At 56.7% G+C, this 16,755-nt stretch carries 16 protein-coding genes; 12 read left to right on the top strand and 4 right to left on the bottom strand.

The window, feature by feature from the left end; translation table 11 throughout:
* Positions 1-8: 8 nt before the first annotated feature.
* From nuoH to FNT36_RS22320, 3 genes are all read left to right on the top strand, one after another.
* Positions 9-1,106 carry an NADH-quinone oxidoreductase subunit NuoH gene (gene nuoH, locus FNT36_RS22330; protein ID WP_144852378.1) on the top strand — a complete coding sequence of 366 codons (1,098 nt, stop codon included), beginning with the start codon at positions 9-11 and terminating at the stop codon, positions 1,104-1,106.
* A gap of 44 nt (positions 1,107-1,150) precedes the next feature.
* Positions 1,151-1,735 (top strand): NuoI/complex I 23 kDa subunit family protein, encoded by a 585-nt coding sequence (locus FNT36_RS22325; protein ID WP_144852376.1) that lies wholly within the window; start codon positions 1,151-1,153, stop codon positions 1,733-1,735.
* Between the two features lie 122 nt (positions 1,736-1,857).
* Positions 1,858-2,364 carry an NADH-quinone oxidoreductase subunit J family protein gene (locus tag FNT36_RS22320; RefSeq protein ID WP_144852374.1) on the top strand — a complete coding sequence of 169 codons (507 nt, stop codon included), beginning with the start codon at positions 1,858-1,860 and terminating at the stop codon, positions 2,362-2,364.
* A 73-nt stretch (positions 2,365-2,437) separates the two neighbouring features.
* On the opposite strand, the gene aspS is transcribed toward FNT36_RS22320, so the two are convergent.
* Positions 2,438-4,201, bottom strand: a complete 1,764-nt coding sequence (gene aspS, locus FNT36_RS22315) for an aspartate--tRNA ligase (RefSeq protein ID WP_144852372.1) — start codon at positions 4,199-4,201, stop codon at positions 2,438-2,440.
* 212 nt (positions 4,202-4,413) lie between these two features.
* Between aspS and FNT36_RS22310 the strand changes: the two genes are divergently transcribed.
* From FNT36_RS22310 to FNT36_RS22285, 6 genes are all read left to right on the top strand, one after another.
* A complete protein-coding gene (locus tag FNT36_RS22310) occupies positions 4,414-4,851 on the top strand; it encodes a T9SS type A sorting domain-containing protein (protein ID WP_144852370.1) in 438 nt (145 codons plus the stop codon).
* 117 nt (positions 4,852-4,968) lie between these two features.
* The gene (locus FNT36_RS22305) at positions 4,969-5,514 is read left to right on the top strand and encodes a hypothetical protein (protein ID WP_144852368.1); all 546 of its coding nucleotides are present in this window, start codon (positions 4,969-4,971) and stop codon (positions 5,512-5,514) included.
* Positions 5,514-5,951: a nucleoside deaminase gene (locus tag FNT36_RS22300; protein WP_394348955.1), complete on the top strand. Its 438-nt coding sequence runs from the start codon at positions 5,514-5,516 to the stop codon at positions 5,949-5,951. The genes FNT36_RS22305 and FNT36_RS22300 overlap by 1 nt, the downstream gene beginning before the upstream one ends.
* Positions 5,952-6,038: 87 nt before the next feature.
* Positions 6,039-6,644, top strand: a complete 606-nt coding sequence (locus tag FNT36_RS22295) for a superoxide dismutase (protein WP_144852366.1) — start codon at positions 6,039-6,041, stop codon at positions 6,642-6,644.
* A gap of 192 nt (positions 6,645-6,836) precedes the next feature.
* A complete protein-coding gene (locus FNT36_RS22290) occupies positions 6,837-8,111 on the top strand; it encodes a nucleoside permease (RefSeq protein WP_144852364.1) in 1,275 nt (424 codons plus the stop codon).
* Between the two features lie 23 nt (positions 8,112-8,134).
* A complete protein-coding gene (locus FNT36_RS22285; protein WP_144852362.1) occupies positions 8,135-9,247 on the top strand; it encodes an AAA family ATPase in 1,113 nt (370 codons plus the stop codon).
* Positions 9,248-9,362: 115 nt separating this feature from the next.
* Here FNT36_RS22285 and FNT36_RS22280 read toward each other — a convergent pair whose 3' ends face one another.
* Positions 9,363-9,770 (bottom strand): nucleoside-diphosphate kinase, encoded by a 408-nt coding sequence (locus tag FNT36_RS22280; protein ID WP_144852360.1) that lies wholly within the window; start codon positions 9,768-9,770, stop codon positions 9,363-9,365.
* A 189-nt stretch (positions 9,771-9,959) separates the two neighbouring features.
* Between FNT36_RS22280 and FNT36_RS22275 the strand changes: the two genes are divergently transcribed.
* The 3 genes from FNT36_RS22275 (at position 9,960) to FNT36_RS22265 (ending at position 13,323) form a co-directional block, all read left to right on the top strand.
* Positions 9,960-11,015, top strand: coding sequence for a DHH family phosphoesterase (locus tag FNT36_RS22275; protein ID WP_144852358.1), 1,056 nt, complete (start codon positions 9,960-9,962; stop codon positions 11,013-11,015).
* A gap of 45 nt (positions 11,016-11,060) precedes the next feature.
* A complete protein-coding gene (locus tag FNT36_RS22270; RefSeq protein WP_144852356.1) occupies positions 11,061-12,095 on the top strand; it encodes an FKBP-type peptidyl-prolyl cis-trans isomerase in 1,035 nt (344 codons plus the stop codon).
* 151 nt (positions 12,096-12,246) lie between these two features.
* On the top strand, positions 12,247-13,323 hold the full coding sequence (locus tag FNT36_RS22265; protein WP_233636156.1) for an FKBP-type peptidyl-prolyl cis-trans isomerase: 1,077 nt from the start codon (positions 12,247-12,249) through the stop codon (positions 13,321-13,323).
* Between the two features lie 108 nt (positions 13,324-13,431).
* Here FNT36_RS22265 and recO read toward each other — a convergent pair whose 3' ends face one another.
* Entirely contained in the window at positions 13,432-14,154 is a 723-nt protein-coding gene (recO, locus tag FNT36_RS22260; RefSeq protein WP_144852353.1) for a DNA repair protein RecO, read from the bottom strand.
* Positions 14,155-14,303: 149 nt separating this feature from the next.
* Positions 14,304-16,673, bottom strand: a complete 2,370-nt coding sequence (porZ, locus tag FNT36_RS22255) for a type IX secretion system anionic LPS delivery protein PorZ (RefSeq protein WP_144852351.1) — start codon at positions 16,671-16,673, stop codon at positions 14,304-14,306.
* Between the last annotated feature and the right edge of the window lie 82 nt (positions 16,674-16,755).

Below are 16,755 nucleotides of genomic sequence, written 5' to 3'. Positions count from 1 at the left end.
TCTACCGTATGTCTCTCGAATCTTTAGGCTGGCAAGGCCTCGTTATTCTGGTAGTGTTCGGCATTTCGCTGCTCATTGCCACTTACTGCACCTACGCCGAGCGCGTAATTGCTGCGTTTCTACAAGACAGGGTTGGTCCTGACCGCGCTGGACCTTTCGGCATTGTACAGCCGCTGGCTGACGCCGTGAAGCTTTTCACAAAAGAAGAATTCTTCCCGAGCGGCGCCAACAAAGCGCTGTTTATTTTCGGCCCCTGCCTGGCGATGATAACGGCGCTGATGTCGTCTGCCGTTATTCCGTTCGGCAATTTCCTAAAGTTTGGCGAAACCGTCGTGCACCTGCAAGGTATCGAAATTAACGTAGGCATGCTCTACGTGTTTGGCATCGTGTCGCTTGGTGTATATGGTATCATGATTGGCGGCTGGGCATCAAATAATAAGTTTTCGCTCCTAGGTGCCATCCGCGCGGCTTCGCAAAACATTAGCTACGAACTGGCGATGGGCCTAGCCTTAATTGCGGTGCTGATGATGTCGGGCTCGCTCTCGCTACGCGACATTACACTGCAGCAGTCGGTGCCTGGCGAGTGGCACTTCTGGAATGTGGTGAAGCAGCCCCTAGGCTTTATTATCTTCATTGTCTGCGCTTTTGCTGAAACCAACCGCACCCCGTTTGACCTTCCTGAGTGCGAAACGGAGCTTGTAGGCGGCTACCACACCGAGTACAGCTCGATGAAAATGGGCCTCTACCTCTTTGCCGAGTATGTCAACGTATTTGTGGCCTCGGCCGTGATGAGCGTTATCTATTTCGGTGGCTTCAACTTCCCTTTCCAATACGAGCTACGCAGCTGGTTATCCTCTTCGCAAGGCTTATCTATTGATGCTGCGCAGAATATCATTGCCATCCTAGGCGTGGTAGCAGTATTTGCCAAGATTTTCGCCTTCATCTTCTTCTTCATGTGGGTGCGCTGGACTTTGCCGCGCTTCCGCTACGACCAATTGATGCGCCTCGGCTGGACCATCCTTATCCCGCTGGCCATCTTCAATATCTTGCTGACGGGTGGCCTCATCACGACCGGCATCATCCCCGAAATCAAGCAGTGGTGGTAGGCAGTCCACTCGGCTAGCCCTCCCCTCTTACCCTACCGACCTATATGGAATCGCTAAGCAACCGCGCCAAGAAACTAGAAAAGAAGCCGATGACGCTCGCCGAGCGGGCCTACCTTCCGGCGATTTTCCAGGGCTTGTCTATTACCATGCAGCACTTTTTTCGGGCTGCAACCAAAAAGCAAATCACTGTTCGCTACCCTGAGGAGACGCGTCCGTTCTCGCCTGTTTTCCGCGGCTTGCACGTGCTCAAACGCGATGAAGCGGGCCGCGAGCGTTGCACGGCCTGTGGCCTATGTGCCGTAGCCTGCCCTGCTGAAGCTATCACGATGGTAGCTGGCGAGCGTAAGAAGGGCGAGCAAAATCTCTACCGCGAAGAGAAATACGCCGTCAGCTATGAAATCAACATGCTGCGCTGCATCTTCTGCGGTCTCTGTGAAGAGGCTTGCCCGAAAGCTGCCATCTATCTGCAAGCTGACAAAATGGCGCCGCCGCGCTACGAACGCGACGAATTTATCTACGGCAAAGACCGTCTGGTAGAGCCCGTATCTCCTGATAATCGCTCGAAGCGCGGCATCCAGCTTACACCCGAGCAAGCCGATAAACTGCGCACGCAAATGCAGTCCGCCTAATTTCTAGCCTGTCATGCTGAGGAACGAAGCATCTTATCACGGCTGCCTTCCTCAGAATTAGTACCTACCCGAGCGCTGCAAGTCTGATAAGATGCTTCGCAAGCTCAGCATGACACTCCTTTATGTCTCTCTTTCTCTTCTTATCGTTCGTTGCGCTGCTGAGTGCCCTAGGTGTAGTGCTGGCTAAGAATCCCGTGCATAGCGTACTGTTTCTTATCCTCACGTTCTTCACACTGTCGGCTCACTACCTGCTGCTTAACGCGCAGTTTCTAGCCGCCGTAAACATCATCGTATATGCCGGAGCTATCATGGTATTGTTCCTGTTCGTGATTATGTTCTTAAATCTGAACGAGGAAACCGAGCCGCAAAAGCCCATGCTGGCTAAGGTAGCCGCTACGGTTTCGGGTGGCCTACTACTGCTGGTAATGGTTGCGGCGCTCCGCGGCGTAGAGCCTACTGGCTACAATGCCGCCACTTTCGATTCGCAGATAGGCATGGTAGACCGCCTAGGTATGGTATTGTTCAAGGAGTATTCGCTACCCTTTGAATTGGCTTCTATCCTACTTCTGGCCGCTATGGTTGGCTCGGTTATGCTAGGCAAGCGCGAGACGGGCGAGCGGAACTTCTAACACAGCATTATATAAAAAAGAGAGCGGCCACTGATGCATCAGTGGCCGCTCTCTTTTTTATGGCACCTAGGTCTTATTTCGCAACCACGGCCGTTTTGATGCTCAGTTCGGTTAGCTGCTTGTCCGAAATCGGCGAGGGCGAGTCAATCATCACGTCGCGGCCCGAGTTGTTTTTGGGGAAGGCAATAAAGTCGCGAATGCTATCGGCGCCGCCGAAGAGCGAGCACAGGCGGTCGAAGCCGAAGGCAATGCCACCGTGGGGTGGTGCGCCGTACTCGAAGGCGTCGAGCAGGAAGCCAAACTGGGCTTGCGCCTCCTCAGGCGAGAAACCGAGCAGCGAAAACATACGCGCCTGCACAGCGCGGTCGTGAATACGAATGGAGCCGCCGCCCACTTCCACTCCATTGATAACCAAGTCATAGGCATTGGCGCGAGCCTGACCGATGGTCTCAGGATTATCGAGCAGGTGCAGGTCGTCGGGCTTGGGCGAAGTGAAGGGGTGGTGCATGGCGAAGTAGCGGCCTTCCTCCTCAATGTACTCGAGCAACGGGAAATTGACAACCCACAGCGGAGCAAACGTGTCCTTGTCGCGCAGACCTAGGCGCTGGCCCATTTCGAGGCGCAGTTCACTCAGGGCCTTGCGAGTTTTGTCGGCTGGGCCAGCCAAGATGAGCAGCAGGTCGCCCTCATTAGCATTGAAGGCGGCTTTCCACTTCTGCAATTCCTCCTGCGGATAGAACTTATCGACCGACGATTTTACCACGCCGCCGGCTTCTACGCGGGCATACACAAGGCCCGTAGCGCCAAGCTGCGGGCGCTTCACAAAATTGGTCAGCTCGTCGAGCTGCTTGCGGGTGTAGGCGGCGCAGGTCGCAGCGTTGATGCCTACCACCAGCTCGGCGCTATCGAAGACTGGGAAGCCCTGGCCTTTTACTACGTCGTTCAGCTCCACAAATTTCATGTCGAAGCGCACGTCAGGCTTGTCGTTGCCATACCAGCGCATGGCATCGGCGTACTCCATGCGGGGCACGGTCGGGAAATCGAGGTTTTTGATTTCCTTGAACAGGTAGCGTACCAGGCCCTCGAAGGTATTGAGGATATCTTCCTGCTCCACAAAAGCCATTTCACAGTCAATCTGCGTGAATTCGGGCTGGCGGTCGGCGCGCAGGTCTTCGTCACGGAAGCACTTCACAATCTGGAAGTAACGGTCGAAGCCCGACACCATGAGCAGCTGCTTAAATGTCTGGGGTGACTGCGGCAAGGCGTAAAACTCGCCGGGGTTCATGCGTGAGGGCACCACAAAGTCGCGGGCACCTTCGGGCGTGCTCTTGATGAGCACGGGCGTTTCTACTTCAATAAAATCCTGGCCGTCGAGGTAGCGGCGCACGGCCTGGGCCATCTTGTGGCGCAGCATCAGGTTGTTGCGCACGGGCGTGCGGCGCAGGTCGAGGTAGCGGTACTTCATGCGCAACTCGTCGCCACCGTCGGTTTCGTCTTCGATGAGGAAGGGCGGCAGCTTGGCGGGGTTCAGCACCTCGATTTGCTCGACGCGTACCTCAATGTCGCCTGTCGGAATGTGCGCATTCTTGGAGTAGCGCTCGGCCACTTTGCCAGTCACACTAACCACAAATTCGCGACCTAGGGTACGCGCTTTTTCACGCACTTCTTCGCTCTCTACGCCTTCTTCGAGGGCCAGCTGGGTGATGCCGTAGCGGTCGCGCAGGTCTATCCAAAGGATGCCGCCTTTGTCGCGGGTGCGCTGTACCCAGCCCACTAGCGTAACGGTTTGACCGACATTTTCTTGGCGAAGCTCGCCGTTGGTGTGACTTCTCAACATGGACCGCAGATTATAACGGATTAAACGGATTGCGCAGATACGCCTGTTGCGCAGGCTGCTTGTGCTCGGATGGGGCCGCCCTTTGGAAGGCGGGCCAAATTGGGGCAAAGTTAGTTCGAGTTGACGAGCAGCAACTGCTTAGTTTGGTATGAAGTATGTAAAAGGAAGCTAGAAGCTGCATATGCGCCGCATCCTTTTTCTTCTATTTCGATATGAAATCTCTTTCTTCGCTGGCCCTGGCGGCCGCTTTGCTCACGGCCGGCGTGGCCCAGGCCCAAACGAAAGTCAAGACTAAAAACAAGTACGAGAGCGGCGCTGAGGTCAAAACCAAAGGCCAGGCACCAGCCGTGACGCTAGATGGTCCCATCCGGCGTGTAGAGACGCTCTCGGGCATCGATATTTTCCCTAAGCCAAACTCTAACAGCGTGATGCTAAGCTTCACGCAGCAATTCACTAAGCCCGGCACGCTGGTGATGACGGATTACAAAAACAAAGTGGTGTACCAGCAAGAGCTAGACCCGCAAAACAATACCGGCGAGCCAGTGGACCTAGGGCATATTTCGGCGGGCACGTATTTGGTAGAAGCTAAAACAGGCAATTACGTGTATTGGAAGAAGGTTCGGATTAAGTACCCGACCCGTAAGTCCTAGCTACTAAAAGCACCATCGATGCGCGTGTAGCGAAATCATCGCACCCAAGTAACCCACTTAGGTGCGATTGCTTCGCTACACGCGCATTGACGGGTGTATTCTATTTTTGCCCTACTTATGAAAATTCTCGTCCTCCTTTGCTCGTTGCTTGCGCTTACCAGCTTTGCTCCCAAGCCCAAGCTCACGTCGGTGAAGGTAGCGCCGGGCCTCTCGGTAGGGGTGCCGCAGGGTTTTACGCCGCTACCCGATGAAGGCATTGCGGTCAAGTTTCCGTCACCGCGCAAGCCGCTGGCCGTGTATACTAGCCCCAATGGCAAAGTAGACTATAGTGTGGCCGTGCGGCCGACGATGTTTGGGCCCGACTACAACGTGCTACTGCCCATGTACAAAGCCAGCATTCAGCGTTTGTACACGAAGGTAGAATTTCTAACTCAGGAAGTGCGCAAGGTGAACGGCCGCGAGTTTGTGGCCCTAGAGTTTGTCTCAACGCTCAGCGATAGCCGCCGTAGTAACGCACTGGCTACGCTCAAGAAATACGAATACATCCAATATTCGGTGCAGGGCGAGCAGTTGTATATCTTCTCCTTTTCGGCCCCGGCCGAGGAGCAGGCGCAGTGGCGGCCGGTGGCCCAGGCTGTGCAGAGTGCTATCAGCCTGAAATAGTGCTCACCGACGAGTACTTCATGCGCCAAGCGCTGGCCGAAGCTCAACAAGCCTTAGCCGAAGGTGAAATACCCATTGGCGCAGTAGTGGTGCTAGACAATACCATAATTGGACGCGGGCACAACCAAACTGAGCGCTTGCGCGACGTAACGGCCCACGCCGAAATGCTGGCCTTATCAGCAGCTGCCAATTTTGTGGGTAATAAGTACCTAGGTGCCTGCGCGCTTTACGTCACTATTGAGCCGTGCGTAATGTGCGCCGGAGCCAGCGCTTGGGCTCAGCTGCGGCAGGTCGTGTACGGGGCCGAGGAGCCCAAGGTGGGCTACCGGCGGCACAGCCCTAGCCTGCTACACCCACGCACCCAAGTGCGCAGCGGAGTGCTGGCGGTGGAGTGCGCCGCTCTTATGCAAGATTTTTTTCGGGGCAAGCGGAGGTAAACTACTTTTGAAGCGCCGCAACCCCAACAGCGGGTTGCGGGTTATATACGGAACACCCCGTTTTCACCCCTAAAACGTTCTCGCACCATGGCTTTTGAACTGCCCAAATTGCCTTACGGCTACGACGCGCTCGAACCTACTTTCGACGCCCAGACCCAAGAAATTCACCACACCAAGCACCACCAGGCCTACGTTACCAACCTCAATGCCGCCATCGCGGGCACTGAGTTTGAAAACCAGAGCCTAGAGGATATCCTACAAAACATTGCCAAGGCTACCCCAGCTATCCGCAACAACGGCGGCGGTCACTGGAACCACTCGCTGTGGTGGACCATCCTAAGCCCCAACGGTGGTGGCCAGCCCACCGGCGAGGTGGCTACTAAAATCAACGAGTCGTTCGGCTCGTTCGATAAGTTTAAGGAAGAGTTCACCAAAGCTGCTACCACGCGCTTTGGCTCAGGCTGGGCGTGGCTGTGCAAGCAAGCCGGTGGCTCGCTGCAAATTTGCTCGACCCCGAACCAAGACAACCCGCTAATGCCCGACTCGGGCTGCAAAGGCACGCCCATTTTGGGCCTCGACGTGTGGGAGCACGCCTACTACCTCAAGTACCAGAATAAGCGCCCCGACTACATCGCCGCTTTCTTCAACCTCATCAACTGGGAAGAGGTGAACAAGCGCTACGCTGCCGCCTAGGCCCACTCGCTTAGCTAACAAAAAGCCCACCGGCCCCGCGCCGGTGGGCTTTTTGTTGGTTTCTAGGTACCAAAATCGCTTAATAATGAGACCCAAACAGCTTTAATCGGAAGTAGGGCCACTGTGTTTCTGGTAGGTTAACTTGTATCTTTAACAACAAAAGCTACTTTCAACATTTTTACTTGTGCCTGCATGAGCATCAAGCTGCGTCTTACTATTCTGAGCTTCCTCCAGTTTTTTATCTGGGGCGCGTGGCTGATTACGATTGGTGCGTACTGGTTTCAGACTAAGCAGTGGTCGGGGGCGCAGTTTGGCGCCATCTTCTCGACCATGGGCATCGCGTCCATTTTCATGCCCTCGCTCATGGGCATCGTGGCCGATAAGTGGGTGAATGCCGAAAAGCTCTACGGTGTGCTACACCTGCTAGGTGGTGTCACCCTCTGCTGCATTCCGTTTGTCACGGACCCTGGCGTGTTCTTCTGGGTTATCCTGCTGAACATGATTTTCTACATGCCCACGCTGGCCCTGTCCATTGCCGTGTCGTACTCGGCACTGAAAAGCCAAGGCCTCGATGTGGTGAAGGATTACCCGCCCATTCGGGTTTGGGGCACCATTGGCTTCATTGCGGCTATGTGGGCCGTTACGTTCCTAGGCTTCGAGAAGTCGGCTAACCAGTTTTATGTAGCCGCCGGGGCGGCGCTGTTGCTGGGTTTCTATTCCTTTACGCTGCCCGCTTGCCCTCCGCCTTCTAAGGGCGCCTCGGGCCGCTCGCTGGTTGATGCCTTGGGCCTGAAGTCGTTTGCCTTGCTGCGCGACCGCAAGCTGGCTACCTTTTTTGTTTTTGCGCTGCTCCTAGGTGCCGCGTTGCAGCTCACCAATGCTTACGGTGATACTTTCCTGCACGACTTTGATAAAGTGCCTGCCTACCGCGATACGCTTTCGGTGCAGCACCCGGCCTTTATCATGTCTATTTCGCAGATTTCCGAAACGCTGTTTATCTTGGCTATTCCCTTCTTTTTGCGGCGCTTCGGCATCAAGCAGGTGATGCTATTTAGTATGATAGCCTGGGTGCTGCGCTTTGGTCTATTAGCCTACGGCAATCCCGGCAGCGGCCTCTGGATGATTATCATGTCCTGCATCGTGTATGGCATGGCCTTCGACTTCTTCAATATCTCGGGCTCGCTATTTGTCGAGACCCAGACGCAACCTAGCATTCGGGCCAGTGCCCAAGGCTTGTTTATGATGATGACCAACGGCTTTGGGGCCGTCCTAGGTAGCTCGATAAGTGGCTTAGTCATTCAGAACTACTTCACCGATGCTGCTGGCAACAAGGATTGGCACGGCATCTGGCTGGCCTTCGCAGCTTATGCACTAGTGATTGCCGTACTATTTGTGTTCATTTTCAAACACAAGCACGAGCCGCAAGAACTAGAAAACAAATATTCAGAGCCAGCCGTGGCGGCTTAACTGTACATCTGTTTTAGTTGTATATGACACTTTCTCCGCCGTCGGCGGCTAGCGCTGCCCCTGCTGCACTCCCTAATTTCTTCGGCGCTAATGGCGGCTTGCAGCTTAATAATTGGTTTTACGCCTCCTTCGGCGAATTGCCGCGTCGCGAGATTTATCAGCTAGTTTCGGCTCAAGCCCGCGAAACGATTTTAGTAGCTTTGGCCGAGTTTTATTCTATTCAGGAAGCTACTGTTACTCAATCGGTTTATATAGAGGAGCTAGATAAGGCTCCAGAATGGCAGTATTTTGCGCTTGCGCTGGAGCCCTATCTCCTACTCTCCTTCCAAGATAATGGAGCGTATGGCGACCAAGGTGCCCAACTGTATTTTTCTGCCCATACCGATGCTACTGCCCTAGCTCGCATACGGGACCTTTTGACTGCTCAGCTACACGGTGGGCAGGTAGAGCGCCAACGCATTCAGGTGTTACGGCTGATGACTAAAGACCTGGAATTTTCGCCCCTACCCATCAAGATTCCGGCTCTCGACCTCGCTGTTAATTACAACGATGACCTGCTACCCGTGCACGAGGCCATCGTGAAGCGTCTACAGAAGCCTGATGACAAGGGCCTGGTAATCTTGCACGGCCCGCCCGGTACTGGCAAAACCAGCTACATTCGGCACCTGTGCAGCCTCACCGACAAACCCAAGCTGTTCATTCCGCCTAATCTGGCACTTCGTATCGCCGACCCCGAATTTATTAACCTGCTGCACGATAACACTAACTCTATCCTGCTCATCGAGGATGCCGAGGAGTTGCTGACCAAACGTGACGCTACCGGCAGCAACGCGGTGAGCAATCTGCTCAACCTCAGCGATGGGCTGCTATCTGACGGATTTCACATTCAGATTATCTGCACCTTTAACGCCGACCTAGCCCGCATCGACAAGGCGCTACTGCGCAAAGGGCGGCTCATCGCGTCTTATGCCTTTGAGGCGCTGGCACAACCTAAAGCCCAGGCATTGGCGAGTCTTCTAGGCCAAACCACGCCCGTAACCGAGGCTATGACGCTGGCCGACATTTACAACCGTGAAGATGCTACTTTCGTGAGCGAACCTAAAGGACATAGCCGCATTGGCTTCAACCGTACTTAGGGAACTCACTTAGCACAAAATCAGCACAAAAAAAGTCTAATTTCGGCATAATAAAAAAGCCGCTCTGCATTGTGCAGAGCGGCTTTTTTGGCTTTAAGCAGCGTTTCTAGCGGGCTTATTTGCCGAAGAAGAATTCGCCTTCGATTTGTGCGTTCTCGTCCGAGTCCGAGCCGTGTACGGCGTTTGCCTCGATGCTCTTGGCATATTTTTTCCGGATGGTGCCCTCCTCGGCGTTGGCCGGGTTGGTGGCGCCAATGAGGGTGCGGAAGTCAGCTACGGCGTTGTCTTTTTCCAAAATAGCAGCTACGATGGGGCCGCTCGACATATATTTTACGAGGTCGTTGTAGAAGGGACGCTCCTTGTGCACAGCGTAAAATTCGCCGGCGCGCTCGGGCGTCAGGTTTACTTTTTGAAGCTCCACGATGCGGAAGCCGCCTTGCTCAATCATGCTCAGGATGCCGCCAATGTGGTTTTCAGCCACGGCATCGGGCTTAATCATGGTGAAGGTGCGGTTGGTTGCCATTCGGTTATTCGGGTAAAATGGGGTTGGGGGCGCAAAGGTAGCCGGAGCCGGGCGCTTATTCACTTCCGGGCGAACCTTCCCAGGCACTACGCTTGTTGAAACCTAATTCATGCCGACCTTTGCCGGCCTATTTGCTCTCAGTTAGCCCAATCCGCTTTTTTTCGCATTTGCAGGCCATTCACTTAGTCGATGTCCACTTCAGTTTCCGAACTACAGGCCTTGCTGGCTCAGCCCAAGCAGGTGTTCATTACGACCCACCACAAGCCTGACGCGGATGCCCTAGGCTCCTCTTTGGCCTGGGCCAGCTATCTCAAGAAAAAAGGCCATTCGGTAACGGTGGTCACGCCGTCCGACTACCCAGCTTTTCTCAACTGGATGCAGGGCAACGATGAGGTAGTGGTATACGAACCGCGCCAAAACGACCGCCAAGTGCGCGACCTCGTGAACCGCGCCGAGCTTATCTTCTGCCTCGACTTCAACTGCCTAGCCCGCATCAATGAGCTAGGCGAGTATGTGCGGCAGGCGTCGGGCACCAAAGTGCTCATCGACCACCACCAGCGCCCCGAAAGCTTCGCCGACGTGAGCTTTTCGAACCCCCAGGCGGCGGCTACGGCCGAGCAGGTGTTTGAGATAATCCGGGACCTAGGCGACCAAGACCTTGTAGACCAAGGCATGGGCGAGGCGCTCTACGCGGGCATTATGACCGATACGGGCTCGTTTAGGCATCCTAGCACGTCGCGCAACGTGCACCTCATCATTGCCGAGCTGCTGAATGCCCACATCGACTTGGCTTCGGTGCACCGGCGCATCTACGACTCGCACTCCGAGATTCGACTGCGCTTCCTAGGGTACATCTTGAAGGATAAGCTAACGGTAAAGCGTGAGTTTAATACGGCCTACATCGCTGTGACGCAGCAGGAGCTGCGCGACTACGACAGCAAAACCGGTGATACGGAAGGGCTCGTCAACTACGCCCTTAGCATTGAGGGCATCGTGTTTGCGGCTATCTTCATCGACCGCGGCTCGGCGGTCAAGATTTCCTTCCGCTCGGTGGGCGACTTCTCGGTGAGCGACTTTTCGCGTAGCCACTTTGAGGGCGGCGGGCACCACAACGCCTCGGGCGGCGTCAGCTACCAGTCGCTAGATGCCACGGTAGAGCGCTTTTTGGGGCTGCTGCCCACCTACCAGGCGCAGCTAGTGAGCACACCTGCCGTGCCCGTAGCGGTTGCGCCGCCTGTGGCCTAACTTTGGCCTCGTATCTGTTCTGTATTCCTAATAATTTCTGTTTTCATGCAGTTTTCTTTCCGGCCCCGCGGGGCCCGGCAGCTGGCCCTAGCGGCCGGTGCGCTCAGCCTGGCCTCTTTCCTTGCCTCGTGTAACAAAGGCGGGGGCGACTTCGACAAAACCAAGTCGGGGATTGAGTACAAGATTTTCAAGAACGTAGGCGGCAAGTACGAGCGCCGCGAGGTGGCCAACGGCGAAGACCCTACTTATAAGGACCGGATAGGCAAGTTTATGACGGCCTATCTGTACTACCGCACCGGCAAAGACTCGGTATTGGAAGACACGCGCAAGAAATTTGCTGGTACGGCTGTGCCCATGCCCATGATGGAAGTGAAGCGTAAAGGCATGCCCGACGAGGCCTTCTCGCTGCTGCAGCCCGGCGACAGCGCCGTGTTCCGCTTCAATGCCGACTCGCTGTTCAAGCCCCAGGGCCGCCCGGTGCCCGGCTTCCTCAAGAAGAGCGGCAACGTGATTGTTATCAACGTGAAGACCGACAAGCTCATCACGGCGCAAGAAGAGCAGGCCCTCGAGCAGACGCTGCAGCAGAAAATGATGGCTGAGCAGCAAAAGCAAATGCAAGCCTACGCTGAGACGCAGAACAAAAAAGACGAGGTAACGCTGCAAGACTACCTCAAGAAAAATAACCTGACCAGCGCCAAGAAAACGGCAGGCGGGGTGTACTACGTTATCACGCAGCCCGGTACGGGCCCGGTAGCCAAGCCCGGCCAGCTAGTGAGCGTGCAATACCGCGGCACGCTGCTCGATGGCAAAGAGTTTGATTCGTCGGCTAAGAGCATGGGCGGCAAGCCCTTCGAATACCCCCTAGGTCGGGGCCAGGTTATTCCGGGCTGGGACGAAGGTGTGGCGCTGCTCAACAAGGGCGCTAAGGCTACGCTGCTCATTCCGTCGTCGCTGGCCTATGGCGAGCGCGGCTCGGGCGCCGCTATCCCACCTAACTCGCCCCTGCGATTCGACGTGGAGCTAGTAGGCATCAAGGATGCTCCGGCTGCGCCAGCCGGCCCTACTGGCCCAGCTCAGTAAGCACTTAAGTACTCATTGCCGCCGTGCCCTGTGGGGTGCGGCGGTTTTGTTTTCTCTCTTGCGAGGAGAGGCCGCGAGTGGTGCCTAGGCGTTGCGCCAAGGCACCACTTTTGCTTTGCGGCCTTGCCCTACTTTCTTTTCAACAAGTTTTATGCGACTTATTTTTTTGTTGCTGAGCACTTTGCTACTAGCCCAGGGGGCAGCAGCTCAAACCACGCCAGCGCCCGGCTTTGCGACCCTTCCGGGCAGCACTACGCAGTACCAACTATTTCGGCGCGATGCAGCGGGGCGCTATGTCCCTAGGGTGCTGGCACCTGCCGGCGATGCGCCCTACGCTAGTCGCGCCGGGCAGGTGCTGCTGGTGTACATCGAGTACCGCACCGACCGCGACTCAGTACTGATGGCCTCGCGCCGACTGCGGCCCGAGCCCGTGCCAGTGGGCCTAGCCCCCACCACCAAGCCGGGCTCGATAGAGGAGGCTATGGGCTTATTGCTGCCCGGCGACAGCGCCGTCTTTCGCTTCAATGCCGACACGGCCTTTGCCCAGATGCGGCAGGCGGTGCCACCCTTCATCAAGCGCTCGGGCAACGCCCTGCGCCTGACGGTGGCGGCCAAAGAGCTGGTGACAATGGAGCAGATGCAGGCTCGCCAGCAGGCCATGATGGCCGAAATGCAGCGCACCGCCAAAGCCCGCGCTGCCAAGCAGGTAGCGGCAGACAACGCTAAAATACAGGCATATTTTAAGGAGAAAAACCTCGCCTCGCAGGCTAAGAAAACGCCGGGCGGCACGTGGTACGTCATCACTAAGCGCGGCACGGGTGTGGTGCCTAAGCCGGGCCAGACGGTGAGTGTGAAGTACCGCGGCACCATCTTGGAAACGGGCAAGGAGTTTGACTCCACGGCTAAGCACGGCGACACGCCGTTTGACTTCGTACTAGGTCAGGGCCAGGTCATTGCGGGCTGGGACCAGGGCCTAGCGGTGCTGCCTAAAGGCAGCAAGGCAACGCTATACATTCCATCGGCTCTAGGGTACGGCGAGCGCGGCGCGGGCGGCGACATTCCGCCGAATGCTAATCTGAGCTTTGACGTGGAGCTCATCGATGTCAAAGGTGAAGCAACACCGCAAGCTGCCGCGCCAGCCAAGACAGCAGCCAAGGCGCCAGTGAAAAAGGCAGCTGTCGGTGCGAAAAAAGCCCCAGCTAAAAAAGCACCCGTGAAGAAGAAATAGCGCTAGTGCGGGGTTGGCTTTAAGCAGCGCTCCACAAGGTACTTAGGACAAAAAAAGCCGCTTCCTATAATTGGAAGCGGCTTTTTTATTGGTAGGCACTGTTGGTTTTTAGCCACCCAGCACCTCGCTCAAGATGTCGAGCGACTTGACTTCGCCTAGCCCCTCAACATGGAGCTGATAGTAGCGAATAAGCACCGTAAGCAGTTCGCGCCGCACCTGACCATTGGGAATGCTGACAGCGGCCGGTGTGTGCAGCAACTCATCGAAGTACTTCTCAAACTCGCGCAAACGCACAGTGGCGATGCCGCTGCCCTGGCCAGGACCCATAGCGGTGCCAGCCAGCACTATCTGGTCCATGAGCTCGGCGCCAGTGTTTACGCCAAACCCTAGGTAGCCCGATAAGTGCAGCAAAAAGAGTAACGCAAAATTCTCGGTGCCTATCGTTTGCTCATCGAAGGCCAGGATAGAATCGTGCAGGAAGCGGAAAAGCGGCTCGTTTTCTTCTTCCTCCCGCACCGATTTACTCAGCACCTCCGATAAAAACAGCGCGACGCTGCTCTTGCGCATCTCGTAGGGCAGCGTGCGGAAAGGCTCGGCGCAGCGAAACTCGGACAGGCGCGTGAGGTCGTTGCCCTGGCGCGGCACGTAGGCCACTAGCTCGAGCAGCGTGAGAGGTTGAAACAGCGCGATACGCCCCGGCGGCTTGGCCTTGCGCACGCCGTTCACGATGTAGTTCTGCACCCCGCGCCGCTCGGTATAAATGCGGGCAATAATGCTGGTTTCGCGGTACTTGAGAAAGCTCAGGACGATGCCGCGGGTTTTTATTAACATGAGAAGCGAGGTGGGCGGTTATAAAACAAGGGTCATTGTGAGGCGGCTCAGCATTCAGCAAAGCACTCGCGTCCGCGCGGCGCACCTAGGGTGATGGCTTCGTTGCGTTGCCTCCATCTAACAACTGCTATTTGCTGAATTTCCTCCCCCTAGCGGCTCAATACGGCCACTTTGCTGACGCAGCTATTTTTGCCGTCGGCGTCAGAGGTGAGTACTAGGTACACACCCGAGCGCACGCGCCGGCCTTGGGCATCGTTGAGGTCCCAGGTGAGAGTGCCCCCGTTGGCGCGGGTGCTATACACGAGGTGGCCCGCCACGTCGGTTATTTTCACGTATGCGTTATTGACCAAGCCACGGATACCCACTTGGCCAGCAAAATCGGGCTGCACAGGGTTAGGAAACACCTCGGCGCAGCTCGGCGCCTCGTCGGTAAAGGTGGCCGACCCCTGGTAGCTGACCACGCCGCCATCGGTGGCCACGAAGACCTCGCCGGTTTTGTCGTTCACGGCCACGTCCACAATGCTGTTACTAGGCAGGGGGCTATTGGCGGTGGTGAAGTGCAGCAGGGCTTCGTCGGCGTTGGCATTAAATAGCCAGAGGCCGCTAGGTGTGCCCATCCACTTGCGATTGGCCGCATCTACGGCAATGCAGCGCACGATGGTATTAAAGAGGGCCGGGTAGCCGGTACCCGTGCCACGCTGCACAATGGGCGTAGTAAAGGTGCCTGCGCTACCTAGGCTGCTGGTACCGCTCAGGAAGCTTACTACTTGGCTAGGGTCGCTGAAGTACGCTACGCCATCGCCGGTGCCAATCCAGATGCTGCCAATGCGGTCGCGGGCCATGCCATACACTTGGTTGACGGTAGTGCCCGTACTGAAAGTAATAGCCTGACGGCTAAGGGTATCGTATACGGCTAAGCCCGCGCCGCCCTTGCGCGACTGCGCGGCCCAGGGATTGCCATAGGCATCGACCACTACCCGGTCGAAGTTTTGAGAACCAGGAAAATAAGGGGCCACCTGCCAGGTATTGGGGCCGGGGCGGAAGCGGTAGAGGCCCGGTATTCCTATCCGCTCGTGGCGGTTGGCCAGCCAGAGGTACTTGCCGCTGGGGTCGGCGGCCACGTCCGTTACGCGCACATAGTCAAGATAGCTCTGGTCGGGGTCGAGGGTACTGCGCAGCGGTGCGCCCGGCGTGCCAAAGGTGTACTGCTTGAATTGCCCAGGCCCTTGCCACTGCAGCAGGCCATTGCCATAGCTGGCCACGTAGAGCGTGCCATCGGGCGTGCGCGCGCCGTGCGACATATCGAGCAGGTTCGGAAAGTCGGTGGCCGACGGGTAATTAGCTGTGGTATAATTAGTCCACTGGCCCGCCCGGTACTCGTAGAAGCCATTGCGGCGCCCAAATTGCAGCCCGCTATTACCATCGTAGGCCCCGCTGAATATTACAACTGAATTAGTAGCCGCATCGGCCAGCAGGCCATAAGCCTCGGCCGTGGCGGGGGCGTTGGGCCTGATTACTTCAGGAGCGCTACTGCCCGCCGCAAAGCGCAACAAGCCACGGTCGTAGCTGGCCACATAAATAGTCCCGTCGGCGTCGCGCACCACGTCAAACGGATAGGTACCTAGGGCGGCCTTGGGCAGCACCGTGCTCAGCACCCCCGTCTTGGGGTTGAAGCTGCGCAGGTCGGTATCGTCGAAGGTTATTAGCAGGCCCGTAGCGCTAGGGCGCAGGCGGCGGGCATTGGTGCCGTAGCTACCTTGCAGCGGGCGCCAAGCGCGGGCGCCACCCGTGCCCGCCAAGCTGTAGACGCCCCGATAGCTCGACTGCGCGTAGACGTGCCCCCGGTAGGTGGCGAGCTGCCGATACGTATCGGCTGGCAAGCTAGAGTTAGGTAGTTCCTTGGTCCAGCTGCGGTAGTCGAGCAGATTGACAGCTGCGCTAAGGCGGCCACGCAGTACCCCCTGCGTGGTACTGGCAAAAATGGTGTCATGCACAATAGCCGTACCGTACACTATCACGGCCAGGCCGTTGGGCCCGATAGCGCTGTACGTATCGCGCACTTCGAGCCTGCGCAGGTCTAGCACGATAAGCCCTAGGTTGCTCGCTAGGTAGGCCAGGTCATTGTACACCTGAATTTGGGTGATGGTCTTGGTTGCTTGCCCCGCTTTGCGTAGCACGTCGGTTATGTTCTTAACCGTGCCATCGGGCCGCAGCAGGTCGATGTTGCCATTTTGGTACGCCACAATGACTTGGCTACTGGCCGAGTCATAGGCCACGGCATTCACGCCCACGTCGTTCAGGCCTTCGCGGCGCGAGAGCGCCTGCGTAGTATTCAGCACCTTGTCGTAGTAATAAAACGACGACGCATCGGCTACGTAGAGACGGTTGCCGGCATCGGCCAGCATCAGGGGACGGGCTGCTGGCAAGTGCAGCTGCCAGTCGCCGTAGGCCACGCCCTGCGCGCGGGCCGCCAGCGCAAGCACCCATAAAACCAACAGCAACGGGGAGAAGTAGCGCATAAGCAGCAAAAAAGCAGAAGCAACAAAATGCCTGACCCTAACGCCCGGCTGATGGCCTTAGTGCGCCTAGCTTACGCCGCGG

This window comes from Hymenobacter setariae, assembly GCF_007713685.1.
In the GTDB taxonomy this organism is placed as follows: Bacteria; Bacteroidota; Bacteroidia; order Cytophagales; family Hymenobacteraceae; genus Hymenobacter; species Hymenobacter setariae.
This window is presented reverse-complemented; position numbering and strand designations above follow the sequence as displayed.